The sequence below is a fragment of the Actomonas aquatica genome (assembly GCF_019679435.2).
Lineage (GTDB): Bacteria > Verrucomicrobiota > Verrucomicrobiia > Opitutales > Opitutaceae > Actomonas > Actomonas aquatica.
The window spans coordinates 3,906,832-3,922,919 of sequence record NZ_CP139781.1 but is presented as its reverse complement, the minus strand read 5'-3'; the positions used below and the strand labels follow the sequence as shown (position 1 = coordinate 3,922,919).

Here is a 16,088-nt window from a genome sequence, read left to right as displayed (position 1 = left end):
ACGGACTCACAACACGCCAGCTCGGCCAACCGGTCGACCGCCCACCGCGTCATCACGGCGAACGATCAACCGTTGCAGCCCGGCAGACCCCTCCTCAATTGAGCGTCGTGGCCACTCCATTCAGCTCGACCGTGATCTGGCTGAGGCGGGTGCTGTCGTCCAGATTCGGCTTGGGCACCACAATCACCCGGTGTTCATGGCGATCAGTCGCGGAATTGTTCGAGGACACATCGATCGAGAAGTTCAGCTTGGCTGCGGCCACCTGCAGTAAACCCTCGGCGTCGAAAGTCAGCGTGACCTCGCTCCGTTCCGGCACGCCGTAGCCGTTGGAGCCGTATTCCTTTCTGAGCTCGTTGTAGCCCCCGCCCAGCTCGAGCTGGACGGCCGAGTTACAGGAACGCGGCCAGTTGCCGGCCGTGATAATCACGATGGCAGACTCGGTTTCCGCCGCCGTTACCTTCATCTCCAGTGTCTGCCCCGGTCCCAGATGGCCGTCGGTCGGACATAGCACGAGTTCGGTTATACCGCCCTGCTCCGGGAGGGGCAGGGTGGCGGTGGATTTTCCAAAGGTCGCGTCCTGTCCATTGAACGGGGCCGAGTATTCGAGGTGATAGATCTGACTCATTGCATCATTGGTTTTTGGTTCACGTTTCACCCGGCTTGCGGGCTAGGAAGGCTTCCCCCGTTCCGCGGGTTGAGAAAGTGACTCCAGCACAGCGGTGATGAGTTCATCCACCACCCCGCCTGACCCTTGCCCACTTGCTTCCAGCGTCTGCTGGAGCTGCTGGCACAACAAACTGAGCTCCTGGTATCCCGCCGCGTCCGCGCTGTTCTTTATGTAGTGAACTGTCGAATACAGCCGACGGTGGTCTCCGCCCGACCGGGCCTCCCGCATCTCCGCCGCCAGTCGCAGCGACTCGACTTCAAACATCGCCCGCAGCTTGCGCAGTAGAATCAAGTCCCCCCCGCGTTGCGGCCACGGCGCCCCGGAGTCCGGCGTCACCCCGGCAACGGTCCCCAACAAGCGCCCCAGTTTGACCGGCTTGAGCATAAAAGCGTCCACCACCCCGGCCTCCACCGCACGTTTCCCGTCCCCCCGGGATTCGCCACTCACCGCAATGATGCGCCCCGGACCACCATCGCCCCCGCGGAGTTTGCGGGCCACGCTCAACCCATCCATCCACGGCATGTCGACGTCGATGATCACCGCATCATAACGCACCCGTTCACACATCTCCAACGCCTCCAGACCATCCGTGGCGATGTCACACCACGCCCCCGCTTGGCGCAGGCCGGTCACAAACAATTCCCTCACCAGGGTATTGTCGTCCGCCACCAGCACCCGCCGCCCCGTCAGAACAATCACCTCCTCCCGCTCGTCGTCGCCCTGCGCCTCCGCCGTCACCACCAGCGGCAGACGGGCCGTAAACACACAACCGGAAACCCCGTCACTGCGCAGCGTGAGGGAACCGCCCATCCCTTCGCAAATGGCCCGCGACAACGACAGTCCCAAACCCGCCCCCGCTTGGCCGCCGGCGGGATCCAGGCGGACAAACGGCCGGAACAGTCGCGCCTGATCCTGCTCCGCGATTCCCGGACCTGTATCGATAACGTCCATACAAAGCCCCTCCTCCCGAGCGAACGCCCGCCCCTGCCGCAGCCGCACCGTCACCCGGCCCCGGTCGGTAAACTTCACCGCGTTGTTCACCAGATTTAACACCACCTGCCGCAAACGGTCGTCGTCGACCATCACCCACTCCGGCAGCCCGGCCTCCGCTTCCACCACCAACTCCAGCCCCTTGGCCCGGGCCCGATTCCGCAGGGAATCCACCACCCCCGTCACCACCGCCACCCAGCGCTCCGGCTTTTCCACCAACCGAAACGCGCCCGACTGCAGCGCACTCAAGTCGATCAGGTCATTCACCAGTCGCACCAACAGCTGTCCCTGGCTGCGGATCGCATTCGTCCAGCGACGGGTCGAGGCCTCGGTCGCCTCACCATCCAGCAACTCCCCATAGCCCAGGATACTCTGCACCGGCGTGCGCAGCTCATGACTCACCTTCGCCAGAAAAGCCGTTTTGGCCCGATCCGATGCTTGGGCCACGGCCGCCTGCTCCCGCATCGCCCGCCGCTCCGCGCCCTGCAACCGCCCACCCAGCACCAACAGAATCACCACCGCCCCCGCGGCCACCAACGCAAAGGTCTGCGCCCTCGCCTGCGCCTGGGCAGCCAGCCAATCCCGCACGCCAAAATCCAGCACCACCCACCCCAGCATGCCTGCCTCCTCATGCACCAGGGGCGCGTAGGCACGCACCAATTCTCCCCACGGGCCGATCTCCGGTCCCTCAAAAAAACCTTCCCGCTCCACCCAGTGCCACCAGTCCGCCCGCTGCACCGGTCGCATCAGCGAAACCTCGTCCCGCGCCACCGCCAGGCGGGAGGAAATCACACTGCTCACCATATACCCTTCCCGCAGCGAAACCAGATGTGCCCAATACACCCCCGGATTCACCGCCTCCACCCGCGCCAATTGATCCGCGATTTCCGCCCCCTCCTCCGGCAAGGTCGACACCGTCGCCAACGCATTCAACCGCCCACTGCTCTGCGACATGTTCTTGAAGTCGGTCAGTTGAAACTCCGGCCCCAGCAGTCGCTGCACGCGATCCCGATCCACCACCACGGAAGCCGCCCCCGCCCGCGCCAGCATGGTCTCCTCAAAGGCCTCTCGCGCCGCGCTCCCCGTCCACCATGCGATTGCGCCCCCCATCCCCAACCAGCCCCCCAGGACCACAAAATGCACCCACACCTCCCGCGTGGCGTCCGTGCCCAGTCCCCGTGGCCACAGCACCTTTCCCGGTCGCAGGGCCCACAGCACCGCGCCCGCCAATACCGCCTGCGACAACACCGCCGGCAACCCGAGGAACGAGAGGTCCGTCCACCGTCGCTGTTGGTGTGTCACCTCCGCCAACCAGCCGGTCGAGCTCAGTCCCACCACCAGCACAACCAGCCCCACGGCCCCCTCCACCCACCGGGCATCAAAACGACCATCGCGCTCCGCCCGCACGCCTCGCACGGCCAGCCACGCCGTCGTCGCCGCCCACATCAGCCCTCCTCCCCGCAACAGCGTGGGCGCACTTCCGCGCATCACCCACAGCAACACCCCCAGCCCCGCCCACCCCACCACCAAACTTCGACGCGCACCCGCCTTTCGCACCCACGGTATCAAAGCCATCCCCTGCAACAGCACCATGCCGCTCAGCCACCAATCCCACCCCACCCGCTCGGCATGAATCGAAGCCGGAGGCCAGACCTGCATCACCCCTTCCCCCATCGCTCCTCCCATCGCCCCCACCGCTGTCAATCCCCACCACCACCACACCGCCCGGTCACCCTTCCGCCACGACCCCCTCATCACCACCAAAGTCACCATCGCCCCCCAAGCCAGGAAGACACAGAACCACCCAAAATCCTGTTGGGCCGTCGCCAACTCCGCCATGTGCCGCCAGTCGATCATTGGTCGGAACCCGCCGCCGCGGTCGGCTTGAACTCCTCCAGCCACGCGAGCGGCGGCACCATAAAATACGCCCCTCCCAGCACCGTGGTGTAGTCCTTCGCCGGATCCGGCTCCCGCGCCGGACCAATGAGGTCCTCCCCCACATTCTGAGTATGCACGCCTCCTCCAAACCTCGAGTTCGCCATCCAAGTCTTCACCATGCGACCAAACTGACGATGGATGCCCCCCATGTAGCCCATGAAGAGCAGCCCCACGCCCGAATCGGGTTCGTCCCTAAACTCTCCCGTCGTCACATCCGCCTCTCGCTCCCCATACAGCATGCCTCGCCGCGGAAACAGCACCGCCATCTCGGAACGTAGCTTCGTCAGTCGTGGATTCGATTTGCGGATGTGGGCGTGAAACGGACAACGCGGTTTCGACGCCTCAAAATCGTAGACAAAATCATTGATGCCACCGGGCCCCATCGCCTCCAGGGGCGTTCCGTCCGCTTTCCGCCCCACCATCGCTTCCTGTTCCAGCTGCGATAGCTGCCGAAAACGCCCCACGTGCTGCTCGATCTTCTGCAACACCTGGAAAGAGGCGTAGCGGCCCGGACTTCCGTTTAGCTCAAACAGAAAGCTCTTCAGCGGAAAACGCGGTCGGTAAACGCCGTGACGCCGGGTCGCCCACCGATACTCCGACTCGAGCACCTCCGGGTTACTCACCCCATCAACAAACCCAAAATGCTCGACCGGTCGACGCTCCCGATCTCTCGCCACATACCCCCACAACGTCTGCAACACCCGCCCGTCCATGTCCCCCGTCTCCAATCGGGTCTGCTCAGCCGCCACCGCCTCCTTCAATTCGTCGAGATCATCGCTCGCCAACAGGATCTGCGCCTCGATCTGGTTACCTCTGAACGGTCGTTCCCACGCTCCCGCCGACCAGCTCATCGGCTCCGTCTCGCCCGCACCAGTCAGCGCGCGAAATTCGGTCTCCACCAACGGGATCTCTTCGCTTCGCCCCAGCCGATCCGCCCGCAACGCCCCATGGGACACCATGAAAGAACGCACCAACCCCCGTTTCAGCGCCGGTCGGGGCTCCGACTCGGCCAACCGATCCCAACCCACCGCTTTGCCCACCCGGATTCTCCACCGACCCGTCCACGCGACATTCCACCACCCCCATCGCTTCAACGTTCGTGTGCGTTTCGCCTGGTCCTCCGCAACCTCACTCGCCCGCGTCACCCGATCCGACCACTCCCCCACATAACGTCGCGCCTGCGCCCCATCCGACGGCAAACCGATCAACAGGTGGGCACTGTGCACGCGACGATGCGGCGCGAGGATGTTGCACTGCAGATCGTGCAGCAGCTTCGACTCTTCGGTCGCCGTAAAGCGATCCCGCTCTAGAAAGTCATTCGGCATCGGAAGGGGTAGGAAAGGGGCAAGCGTGTCCGGTCGGACCAGCACCAACCAAGCCAGATGCAAGCATATGCCAATAATCTAACAAGGTCTCGGACACGTGCCTAGCATGCCACAGGCACACCACTGCCCGGCCGGGAAATCCCGCCCAGCTGCCGGGAAAACCTCCCATCCCCCACCCTCCCCCCATCACTTTCCTGTCGCCAGCTCCCGCATCCCCTCGTTCAAAACTCCCCATGGGTTTCTTCGACCGCCTGCTCGGCAAATCCGCCAAACCATCCCGCCCCGCCCCCAACGGCAGCTCACCCACGCCGCCGCCCGCGGCCCCCGCCGATCCGGATCCGGAGCCGGCCCCCGCTCCCGCGGCCGACATCGGACCCGTCGGCCCCAAACTCGCCACCGCCCTCGAACAGCTCGAGGTGCGCAACACCGATGGCGCCAAGGAAATCTACGAGGAGATCCTCAACTCCACCGCCGGCGACCGCCCCGACGTGCTCGTGCGCATCTCCGGCGACTGCGGCGCCACCGGCAACATCGCCCTCATCCCCGAGCTCATCGCCCCGCGCTACGACGCCGATCGCCACGGCCCCGCCACCGGCATCAACCTCCTCCAGGCCTACCTCGCCCTCGGCGACCCCGAGTCCGCCCAACACGTGCTCGACCTGCTCTTCGCCCTCCAAAAACCCGAGCTCGAGGAACGCCTCTGGGGCTTCTCCAACGCCATCGGCGAACTCATGGCCAACCGCGGCTCCCGCGGCACCACCGCCAGCCCGGGCAACCGCGAGCACCACATCAACCTGGTCTCCATCTCCAAACCCATCTGGTCCTACGGCCTCGAAGACCTGCCCGGCCTGCTCCCCAACAAAGCAGGCGCCACCAAACGCGTCGCCTTCGCCCAACTCTCCCTGCTCGACACCCCCGATTTCGAGAAACGCTCCGAGCAACCCGAAGAGGCCCTCGGCCGCTTCACCCGCGGCCTCCCCCTCTGGCTCGCCGAGACCCTGTATTTCTCCAGCCAATACACCACCATCGCCGCCGTCGGCCTCAAGGAACAGGCCCACTACGCCCTCTTCCCCAACGCCTGGACCGGCGACAACATCCGCCAACTCATCGACACCAGCGGCGGCCCCCTCGACTACGTCGTCACCGGCGCCCTCCGCGAACAGGACGGCGACTTCCAACTCCAACTGCGCCTCTGGGAGATCAAAGGCTTCCGCGAGCGCAAGAGCTTCGAAGCCCAGTGGACCCCCGCCACCGCCGACGCCGAACTCGCCAAACTCCACCAACAACTCCGCTTCTTCTTTGAGTGGAAGGAAGCCGACGGTCTCCCCTACGCCCCGCCCGCCAGCGCCACCGCTTGGATCGACTCCCTCGGCACCTCGCTCTCCACCTTCCTCGCCGACAAGGGCGTGCTGCCCCGCGAACAACTCGCGCCGCTGCCCGCCCCCCTCGCCGATCCGGCCTCCGGCACCGCCGCGGCCCTCAGCACCCTCACCCTCGCCGATCGCGCCTCCCGCCTCAACAGCGACGCACCCGCCCTCGACGCCCTGCCCACCGACGACGACACCGTCGCCGCCGCCCGCGCCCACCTCGGGTTCTAACCCCACCTCCGTCTGCCCCGCTTTTTCCGCCCCGCCACCGGCCCCCGCCGGGACGGGGCTTTTTTTTGTCAGCGCCCCCACCCCGCGCGCGTTTTCCGGTCCGAACCACCGCCCCCTTCCCTACCCCGCCATGCCGACAAAGATCATTGTCTCCCACCGCGCCGCCTTGCAGGCGAAGTATGCCGCCGGTCTGACCCGCATCGACACCGCCCTCCAGACCCTGATCCAAGCCGACGCCCGCCGCCACCTTTCGACCCAAATCATCTACCTCGACGACCCGACCAGCATGACCGCGGTCGGCGGCCGCCCCGTCTCGATCCCCGCCACCGAGCGCCAGACCAAGGCCGCCATCGACGCGATCTACGCCCACCACGCCCCCGACTACCTGCTCATCCTCGGCGCCCCGGATGTGCTCCCCCACCAACAGCTGCACAACCCCCTCTACCGCCCGCGGCGCTCCCCCGATCCCGATCAATTTGTCCCCAGCGACCTTCCCTACGCCTGCAACACCTCCTACGCTCAGGACATCACCCAATTTGTCGGCCCGAGCCGCGTCGTCGGCCGCCTACCCGACGTCACCGGCAGCCACGACGCCCGCGCCTTCGCCGCCTTGATCAAACGCCAGAGCCGCTGGACCTCGCAGCCCGCCAAGGCCTACGACCAACCCTTCGGCCTCACCGCCCAGATCTGGCAGGCATCCACCCAGCTCAGCCTGAGCAATGCCTTCGGCTCTCCGGCCCGCCCACATCAATCCCCGCCCGCCGGACCCAATTGGACGCCGCCCCAACTCCGCCCCAAATCCCATTTCATCAACTGCCACGGCGCCCCCTCCGACCCTCGCTTCTACGGCGAGTCCCCGTCACACGCCATGCCCGTCGCCCACGACGCCAGCCTCCTGGCCGGCCACATCACCCGCGGCACCGTCACCGCCGCCGAATGCTGCTACGGCGCGGAACTCTTCGACCCCACCACCAGCGCGCTCGGCACGCTCCCCCTCTGTCAAACCTACCTCCAGGAAGGCGCCTACGGCTACCTCGGCAGTAGCACGATCGCCTACGGCCCCCGCCAGGGCAACGCCCTCGCCGACCTCATCTGCATCTCCTTTTTCCAAGCCCTGCGCGCCGGCGCCTCACTCGGCCGCTCCACCCTCGAAGCCCGCACCCAATTCGTCGCCGGCAGCGCCGCCCTCAGCCCCTTCGAACTCAAAACCCTCGCTCAATTTAACCTACTGGGCGACCCCTCCATCCACCCGGTCAAACGCCCCGCCGATGCCACCCTGACGGAGGACCCCAACTTCGCGACCAAATCGCGCCGCTACCTCGCCCACCAGCAAGGCCTCACCCTGCAAAAAACCCAGGCCGTGGCCGGCGCGCTCGATGACACCACTCCGTCGCCCCGCCTCCTCAAAAAGGTGCGCGCCATCTTCCACGCGAAGCCGCCGCGCTTGCTGCGCGTGCTCACCTACCCGATCCGCGAACCAGGCTCGACCCTCGCCAAAGCCCGCGGCGTCGCCCACGCCCTGCGCACCGCGCCACCCCGGGCCTTTCACATCGCCTTCGAGCCCTCCCCGCACCCGGAAGCCGGTCGCCCGCTCCAACTCTCCGCCGTCCTCGCCATCGAAGACGCCGCCGGCGAGATCGTCGCCGTCCAACACCTCTGCAGTCGCTGAGCCCGCCGGCACCCACTTGACGTTGCCAACCGCGCGTCATGCTCGCACCAATACACCCATGTCGGAGATTCAGGGCACCGTCGTGAAAAAACCCTTCGCGCTTGGCTCCAAGAGCGAACGCGACGCCCTCGTGCTGGTCACCGGCCAACAGGAATACCTGATGCGGCGGCCCGCCGGCCTCGCCTTCGGCATCGACCCGGAACTCGCCCCGCTCGTCGGCAAAACCGTGCGCGCCCGCGGCACCCTCCTCGCCGGCCACACCCTGCAGGTGCACGAGTGGGATGAAGTTCCGCCCGCCGCCAGCGACACCGCTGCACCCTAAAACTGGGTAGAGTTTTTTGTCAGGAGAGCAGAGCGCACCGCGTTCTAGTCGTCGCAACCGCGCCCCCCGCCACCCGGGGAGTTCGGATACCCTCGTGCTGCGTCAAAACACGCCTCCTATCCCATGAACAAAACCACGTCCGTCCTCCGCACGCTGCTTCTCAGCGCCAGCTCCGTCCTCCTCTTCAACCCCCTTCACGCTCACACCAACGTGGAGCCCCACAACCATCTCAAAACCAAGTCCGCCGAGGCCACCTACGAAATGGTGGTGGATGACGACGCCCACGAAACCGTCACTGTCGCCTATGTCCTGCAACACCGCCTCGAAGTCCCCGGCCAGGACGACGTCTATCGCTACTTGGTGAAGGTCGATCTCACCAAATTTTCCGTCGCCAAACGCCAGGCCCTCAGCCTCGCCAACCTCGGCATCCAAAGCCCCACCCACACCGTCGAACTCATCGACGGACCCGCCATCGCCGGCTGGCCCGTCGACTACCAACTCGCCACCACCGATGCCTCCGGCCACACCGTCTGGAAAACCCTGCCGGCCATCCTAAAAGACACCGGCAGCACCAGCTACAAAGTCGATGCCTTCGACCCGGTCGTCGCCGACTCCGTGGAGATGATCAACCCGCAGTCCGACACCTTCGCCATCTACGTGGAGTTTTCGACCCGCACCTTCTTCGCCGATGTCGGCCTCGACGCCGCACTCATCCAAACCGCTCCGCCCGCAACCGACACCTTCGTGCCGGAGATGAAAACCGGTCACCACAACGTCCCCCCGCCCATCCCCCCGGGCGGCTCCGGCGGCGACAATCCCTGATCGCGCCCCACCACCACCAAAGCTATCGGGCCGGTTTCGCCGTCAACACGGCGAACCGGCCTTTTTGGTCGACCACCGCGAGCGCCTCATCACCCGGCGCCAGCACCATCCGACCCAGCGCCGCCTCCCCCCCGGTGGCCAACGCCACCACGTGGGACCACGTCTCGGTTTCAAACACCTGCACCGTGCCATCGTTGCCCCCCACCAACAAGCGGTCTCCATTTATTGAATACAACAACACCTCGGCCGCCGCCGTGCCCGACTGCAACCGCCTCAACAACCGCCCCGACGCCGCTTCCCAAAACCACACCTCGCCGTTCTCCAGCGCCGCCGCTACTTCCTTCTCATCCGGCGACAGCACCACATCGGCCGCCAGCGTCGGCAGGGGGCGGGACCACTGGATCGTTCCCGCACTCAGATCATGACACTCCAATCGGCCGTCGCCCCCCGTGCACCAAAGGTGGGCCAGGTTCCGATCAAGATTTAGCGCCCACCGGTAACCCGTCACCGACGTCACCCACCGCGGGCTCGGCAGCTCAGGTCCTCCAACCCACACCGTGTGATCACTTTTTGAATACACCCACCCCTGGCCCGCGGGCGCCACCCCCACCTGCAACAGGGCCAGCGCTTTGCCCGCCTCCGCCGGGCTCCAATTCACCGCCCCTGTCCGGTCATCACAGCCCACAATCCGACAACCGCTCGCGTCGACACCCCACGCCCGGCCATCCTCGACTGCCAACGGCGCGCCCAGCGCCTCCCACGTATCCACCCACGCCCGATCCGGAATCGACCACACCCGGACGCCGCCCTCCTTCGACGGCACGAGCAGTCGGCTACCGCCAGCCGTAAACTGCACCCGCAGCGCCGCCGATGGCAGCGCCTCCTGCGCCGCGAGGCCCTCACGCAAACTCCACCGGATGATCTCCCCGGTCTCACTCGCCGAATACGCCCGCTGCCCCGCTTCATCCTCCTCCCACTCCATCGCTTTACCGCCGTGCCCGCGCAGCGTTCGCATCGCGCCATCCGGACCGACCCACTCCCAATGCGAACCCACCGCCCGCCGCACACCCCGACCGCCCGGTCCCGCAAAACGCACGCTGCTGTTCTCCCCCAACTCGCCTCTCTGCACCTGCGGCACACCGGCGCCCGGCGTCCACCGCTCCCACTGGCCATTCAAATCATTCGCCCACTCCACCGCCGGTGCTTCGCCCGCTGCTTCAAACCACGCCACACTCCCCGGTCGCACCCGCGCCGCGGTCGACCACACGTCGTCTCCCCGCCAGGCAGTGATCAAAAAAGTCGCCGTCGCCGCATCCCCCGCCACCCAGGCCACCACCCCGCGCCGCCCTCCTTCGTCCGCCTCCGCCCGAAACAGTTTCCAGTCTTCCCCATCGTCCGGCAGCAACCTGCCCAGCTCCCGCACGCCCCCCGCGCCATCCCAGACAATCCTCCGTCCCGGCGACACGCGTTCCACGCCCAGAAAACCACCATACTGCTCCCCGCTGAGCGGCCACAAAAACCCGCCGTCGTAGTCGGCCGATTTGGCCTCCCCTGAAGCAGTCTCCCAGTAAGTCGGCCTCCCCGCCTCGTCTACGCCCCACAGCCCGCGACCATCCGCCGCGTAGCCCCCCAGATCCGCCGCTCCGGCCAGGCGCCCTCGCTCCGCCCCGGTCTCTGCGTCCAGCAACACCACGCCGTTCTCCAGATCAAACGCCGCCAACTCCGCGCCATCCGGCCGCAGCACCAGACGCTTCACCGGCGCCCCCGCCGCCCGCAGAAAACGCTCCGCCTCCCCCTCTGCCTGCCCCCGCAACAACCGCCACTCCAACGGCACCTCCTGGTCCACCTCGAACAAGCTCCGCGCCTCCGCCAAAATCGATCGCGCAAACCCCATCTCCCCCCGCTCCACCGCCCGCGAGGCCTGCGCCATCAAACCCGCATAGTGCATGCGCCGCGCCAAAGCATCGCGCTCCGCCTCCGCCTCCGATCGCAACGCCATTTCGTGTTGCGCCCGACTCCACGCCACCCACGCGCCACCGCCCGCGACCGCCGCCACCGCCGCCAAAACCACCACAACCTGCAACGCCCGCGCCAACCCGCGCTCGGCCGCCCGCAACCGCCGCACCGACTTGCCCGCCTGCACCATCAGCAAGTCCTCCAACAACGCCCGCGCATCCGGATGCCGCCGCTTTAGATCCGGTTCACACGCCCGCAGAATCACTGCGTTGAGCTCCAAAAACGCCAGCCGGTCCCGCCGCTCCGTAAACCCCTCCGGCAACTCCGGAAACCGCAGACGATCCAAGCCCGTCGCCAATTCGTAGAGCACCTTGCCCAACGCATACACATCCCCCGCCGGCGACCCCGGCCCCTCCGGCGCGACAAACCCCTCGGTGCCCACAAACGTGAGCGCCAGGGTCGAAGACGCCACCAAACCGATGTCCGCCAACTTCGGCTCGCCGTTCACCACGATCACGTTCGACGGCTTGATGTCGCGATGCACCAACTCCCGATCGTGCAACACCGCCAGACCCCGCGCCAACTCCACCCCCAGCTGCACCACCCGCTCGACCGACAGCGGTCCACTCCGCGGCATCTCGCGTAGCGTGAGCGGACGGTAACTGTCCGGATCGATTTCACGGCCACGCTCCACGTCGTCGGCCAACTCCATGACGTAGTAGAAAAACCGCTCTTCATCGCGCCGCCCCACATGCAGCAACGCCAGTTGCCGCGCCTCCGTCAGCGACACCCGCTCAAACTCCCGCAGCCCACGAAACTCCCGCTCGTAAGGCTCCGCGTCCTCAAAGCCGTCCCGCCACACCACCTTCACCGCGCGATAGATTCCCGTCGCCGTGCGCGCCAACCACACCGACCCATAGCTCCCGCCCCCAATGCGGCGCAGCATCTCGTAATCGGGGATCCGTGGAGGTGCTTCCGGGGTAGGACGATTCACGGCCGATCACCAAGCCGGACCCGTGCCGCCCAGCGCAATCAAATCTCATCCGCGTAGCCCGCGGTCCTTCTCCATCCTGCCTGTCCGGGCCTTCCCAGAACCATCTAGAGCAGCTCTGTGCTCAGTCGCTCGACCTCCGTCTTTAGGCGTTTGGTCAACCGACTATTGATCGCGTAGGCATTGGCCAAACCCACCCCCAACTCCCGCGAGATACGAATGAGGCTCCACCCCTTCTGGTGTCGCAGTTGAAACACCTGCAGATGCTCCGGTGAGACCTGGCGCGACAAGCGACTCATCGCCACATCCACCACCCGCTGCTGCCATTCCGTTTCCCAACGTTCCGCTTCGGCCGAGTCACCTTCCCACATCTCCGCCGGCGGCGCATCGGCCATCTCATCAAAGGGAGCCGCCGATACCGAATGACTCTCGCCCGGCCGCCGCTGTTGCCGCCGCCGCAAATCGACGATGCGCCAGCGCACCAGGTTGCCCAACCAACGCCGAAACGAACCGCGCTGCTCCCGGCTTTCAAAGTCGCCGATCCGGTCCGCCACTTTCGCAAAAACGTCCTGCACCAAATCCTCCGCTTCGTGGTGGTTTAAGCCCGCCCCCCGCGCATACCGATACACATATCGCTCATACAACGCGTAGAACTCCCGCCACGTGGCTTGGTCCCGCCAATCGCGCAGACGAAACAACAACGTGGGTCGAGTGCGCAAGGCCGAGCGCGTCTCTTCGGGCACCGGAGCAGCGGAGTCGGGGGTTTCTTCATTCATACCAAGAAAACGACGGGGACCTCGCAGCCCTTACACCCACTTCACCCCCACCGCCCGCAAATTCTCCCCCCCAACTCTTTCTCTTTATTCTTTATCTTTCTCTTTCTCCCCACCCTCCGCATCCCGCATCCCGCATCCCGCATCCCGCATCCCGCATCCCGCATCCCGCATCCCGCATCCCGCATCCCGCATCCCGCATCCCGCATCCCGCATCCCGCATCCCGCATCCCGCATCCCGCACCCCACTACAGCCCGTTCAAAAACAGCACATCGCGGTTCGCCATCTTCATCCAGGTGCCTCGCAGTGGGAGATAATTCATTTCGTAAACCAGCCCGTTGAGAGGTTTCCCGGCCGCCACATCGATGAGCATCAACTCCGCGCCACCCACGCCTTCCACTGCGACATTGATGGCCACGATGCCACCCAAACTCTCCGGCAGGTAGAGCCGCTGCACTTCGGCAATGAACGCCTCAGCCCGCGCCCGCTGCGCCTCGGTCGCCCCCTCCCGTTCCTCATAAGTCACGCCGCGGCCTTCGCCCGTCGTCGGATGCGGCCACGCGATCTTCACCACCTCCACCTCCGGCTCCGGCGGTTCCATCAACCCAAACCCCACGGCCAACGCTTCAAATTCCTTACGCCACTCTCCGGCCGACCACCCCGGACTCCATTGCGGCTGCACCGCCTGCCAGGACACTCCGCTCATCACCACCACCAGCCCCAACCAACTGCCCCACGCCGCGTAGCGCAGACGGTCGTCCGTGCCCCGCTCCGCCACCAACTCGATCTCCGCATCGCCCGCGAGTTTCAACATGTCCTGATTCACCCGCGCCAGCGCCGTGCGCAACCGCGCCGCCGTCGTCAACGAGCCGCCCCCCAACGCCGCCCGCCCGCGCCGTATCGCCGTATTCATCGCCGCCGCCCACGACCAACGCTCCTCCGTCTCCATGCCACTGGCTTCGCGCACCAGCGGACGCAGCAGACGGCGCAGCACCAGCAACCCGATCGCGAGTCCGCCGATCGTGCCCAAGCCCGTCCACCCCGGCCAAAACAACGCCGTCACGCCGAGCGTGAGCACCAGACAGGTCGCCCAAACCCACATCGGCGCAAACACCGGCAACCCGCGCTTCAGCACTTGTATCAGGTCTACCATGACAAGCGCGTCCACCAGTCCTTCCGCCTTTTCGCGCAGCCGCGCCAGCTCCTGCTCGCGCCACGCTTCGTGCGTCAAATAACCGCAGGCATCCGGCGACTCAAAACTCAGCGCCAACACGGCCAGCATCGGCCCCGGCGGATTCGGCGCACCAAACATCGCCTGCACCTCTTCATCCGTCGACAGCCGGTATTTCAACCGCGCCTCCGCAAAGCGTCGGTCCAGATCCGCCGCATCCGTGAGCGCCAGCTTCACCAGCTTGGCCTGCGTCGCCGCATTCGCCCCGACCCACTTATGCTTCGCCGCCAGCACCCGCACCTCCTCGATTTGCCGCGCCCAGGTGTCGAGCAACCAGGCCGAGTTCGCATCCACCCGTTTCACCAGCGTGATCACTGGTTTGGCCAACAACGCCTGCAGCCGCTCGAGCCCGTCCTCCTCGGCCAAAACGTCGGCCGCCAGATCCGGGCCGATCTCTTCGCCGCGCCACCGAAACCGCGTGCTGCCGCCCGCGATACCCACCCACGCCACCGCACTGAGGATCTCATGCGCGATCTCGTCCGGCACTTTTTTGAAACCACTCGTCTTCGCCGCCTCGCGCACCTCCTCCAACCACTCTCGCTCCCGATGCAGCGCCGTGCGCGTCTTCACCAACACCTCCGGCAACGATCCGGTCGGCGCCGTGTCGGCCGCCCACCACGCCACGCCTTCGCGCCAGTGCTGCGGTTGCAGCAGCCGCACCGCCGTCTCCGCCACCGTCAGCTGCTCGTCATGAAAGCGCACCAATATCGTCGATCGCGGCAGATCGTAACGCTCCGGCACCGTCTGCCCATCGAGCCACGCCCGCACTTCCTTCGCCCCCCAACGCGCCTCGCGCACCGACGTCAGCAGGCCGCGCAACAGCGTTTTCACCTGCACCGGCAGATCCGTCATGTGCTCCACGCCACCCGCCCGCGGATCCTTGGTGTTCTCCTCCTTCAGCATCACCTCGGCGTGTTTGCGCACCGCCTCGTTGCTGCGCGGCAGATCCCGCCCCAAGGCATGCGCCATCACGGTGTGCCCCAGCCACAGCTCCTGAATCAGCCGCCCGAGCGTCCACCAGTCCCACGCCTTCAACCCCTCATCCGCCTTCATTCGGTAAAGCCCCAACGCCTCCGGCGGCACCCGCGTCACATCCGTCGGCACCGACACCAAATTGCCCCCGGCCTCCACCGGCGTCGCCATCTCCACCCGCGTCAGCCGCGCATCCCCGAGATGCGAATCCGCCAGCACCACCCGCTCCGCACTCAGTTGCAGATAAACCAAATCCCGCTCGTGCAACGCCGCCAGCGAACGCGCCAACGGCCCGACCAGCTCCGCCACCTCTTCGGTAACCAACTTCGCCGTCGCCAAACGCTCCTCCAAGGTCGGCCCCTCCACCGGCTGCCACACCTCCACCCGGCCTTCGTCCTCGACGACCGATTCCAGCAACACCGGCCCACCCGGCAACGGCGGCTCACTCAACGCCTGCCACACCTGCCGCCGCGTCTCGGAATCCGCCGACGCCGCCAAACGCCGCAACCGCACCGGCACGCCGTCCTCTTTGCGCACGCCCGCAAACACCGGCCCACCGCCCGAGGCCGGCAATTCCCGCTCAATCACATAGCGCCCCTGCCAGGTCTGCCCCGGCACCAATCCACCACGCGCCGACCCCGTGCTTTCGCTGGGGGAATCGACGTCGAGAGTCGGAGGGGTAGAGAGGTCTGCGTCGGGCATATCATTCAGTCCTTCGGCACAAAATACGCGCACCTGAGTGCGCCCTCAGGGCCAAATCCCTGCGTGGGGTAGGGTCTACACCTTAGCCATAAACCTAAAAGGTTGCATCTGCATGCAATCCGCGACATTTC

Annotated in this window: 10 protein-coding genes; 4 read left to right on the top strand and 6 right to left on the bottom strand. The window is 66.2% G+C overall.

The window, feature by feature from the left end; translation table 11 throughout:
- Positions 1–94: 94 nt before the first annotated feature.
- The 3 genes from K1X11_RS15245 to K1X11_RS15235 are packed head-to-tail and all read right to left on the bottom strand — an operon-like array spanning position 95 to position 4,920.
- Positions 95–625: a hypothetical protein gene (locus K1X11_RS15245; RefSeq protein WP_221031675.1), complete on the bottom strand. Its 531-nt coding sequence runs from the start codon at positions 623–625 to the stop codon at positions 95–97.
- A 42-nt stretch (positions 626–667) separates the two neighbouring features.
- Positions 668–3,514: a hybrid sensor histidine kinase/response regulator gene (locus K1X11_RS15240; protein WP_221031674.1), complete on the bottom strand. Its 2,847-nt coding sequence runs from the start codon at positions 3,512–3,514 to the stop codon at positions 668–670.
- Positions 3,511–4,920, bottom strand: coding sequence for a Dyp-type peroxidase (locus K1X11_RS15235; RefSeq protein WP_221031673.1), 1,410 nt, complete (start codon positions 4,918–4,920; stop codon positions 3,511–3,513). The genes K1X11_RS15240 and K1X11_RS15235 overlap by 4 nt, the downstream gene beginning before the upstream one ends.
- A gap of 233 nt (positions 4,921–5,153) precedes the next feature.
- On the opposite strand from K1X11_RS15235, the gene K1X11_RS15230 reads away from it, so the two are divergent.
- From K1X11_RS15230 to K1X11_RS15215, 4 genes are all read left to right on the top strand, one after another.
- Positions 5,154–6,518 carry a hypothetical protein gene (locus tag K1X11_RS15230; RefSeq protein ID WP_221031672.1) on the top strand — a complete coding sequence of 455 codons (1,365 nt, stop codon included), beginning with the start codon at positions 5,154–5,156 and terminating at the stop codon, positions 6,516–6,518.
- 130 nt (positions 6,519–6,648) lie between these two features.
- The gene (locus K1X11_RS15225) at positions 6,649–8,187 is read left to right on the top strand and encodes a hypothetical protein (protein WP_221031671.1); all 1,539 of its coding nucleotides are present in this window, start codon (positions 6,649–6,651) and stop codon (positions 8,185–8,187) included.
- 58 nt (positions 8,188–8,245) lie between these two features.
- A complete protein-coding gene (locus K1X11_RS15220) occupies positions 8,246–8,509 on the top strand; it encodes a hypothetical protein (protein WP_221031670.1) in 264 nt (87 codons plus the stop codon).
- 123 nt (positions 8,510–8,632) lie between these two features.
- Positions 8,633–9,331: a hypothetical protein gene (locus K1X11_RS15215; RefSeq protein WP_221031669.1), complete on the top strand. Its 699-nt coding sequence runs from the start codon at positions 8,633–8,635 to the stop codon at positions 9,329–9,331.
- A gap of 22 nt (positions 9,332–9,353) precedes the next feature.
- Here K1X11_RS15215 and K1X11_RS15210 read toward each other — a convergent pair whose 3' ends face one another.
- The 3 genes from K1X11_RS15210 to K1X11_RS15200 form a co-directional block, all read right to left on the bottom strand.
- Complete coding sequence (locus K1X11_RS15210) at positions 9,354–12,281, bottom strand: protein kinase domain-containing protein (RefSeq protein WP_221031668.1); 2,928 nt, start codon at positions 12,279–12,281, stop codon at positions 9,354–9,356.
- Positions 12,282–12,385: 104 nt separating this feature from the next.
- Positions 12,386–13,054, bottom strand: coding sequence for an RNA polymerase sigma factor (locus tag K1X11_RS15205; RefSeq protein ID WP_221031667.1), 669 nt, complete (start codon positions 13,052–13,054; stop codon positions 12,386–12,388).
- A gap of 245 nt (positions 13,055–13,299) precedes the next feature.
- Complete coding sequence (locus tag K1X11_RS15200; RefSeq protein ID WP_221031666.1) at positions 13,300–15,957, bottom strand: serine/threonine-protein kinase; 2,658 nt, start codon at positions 15,955–15,957, stop codon at positions 13,300–13,302.
- Positions 15,958–16,088: the final 131 nt, after the last annotated feature.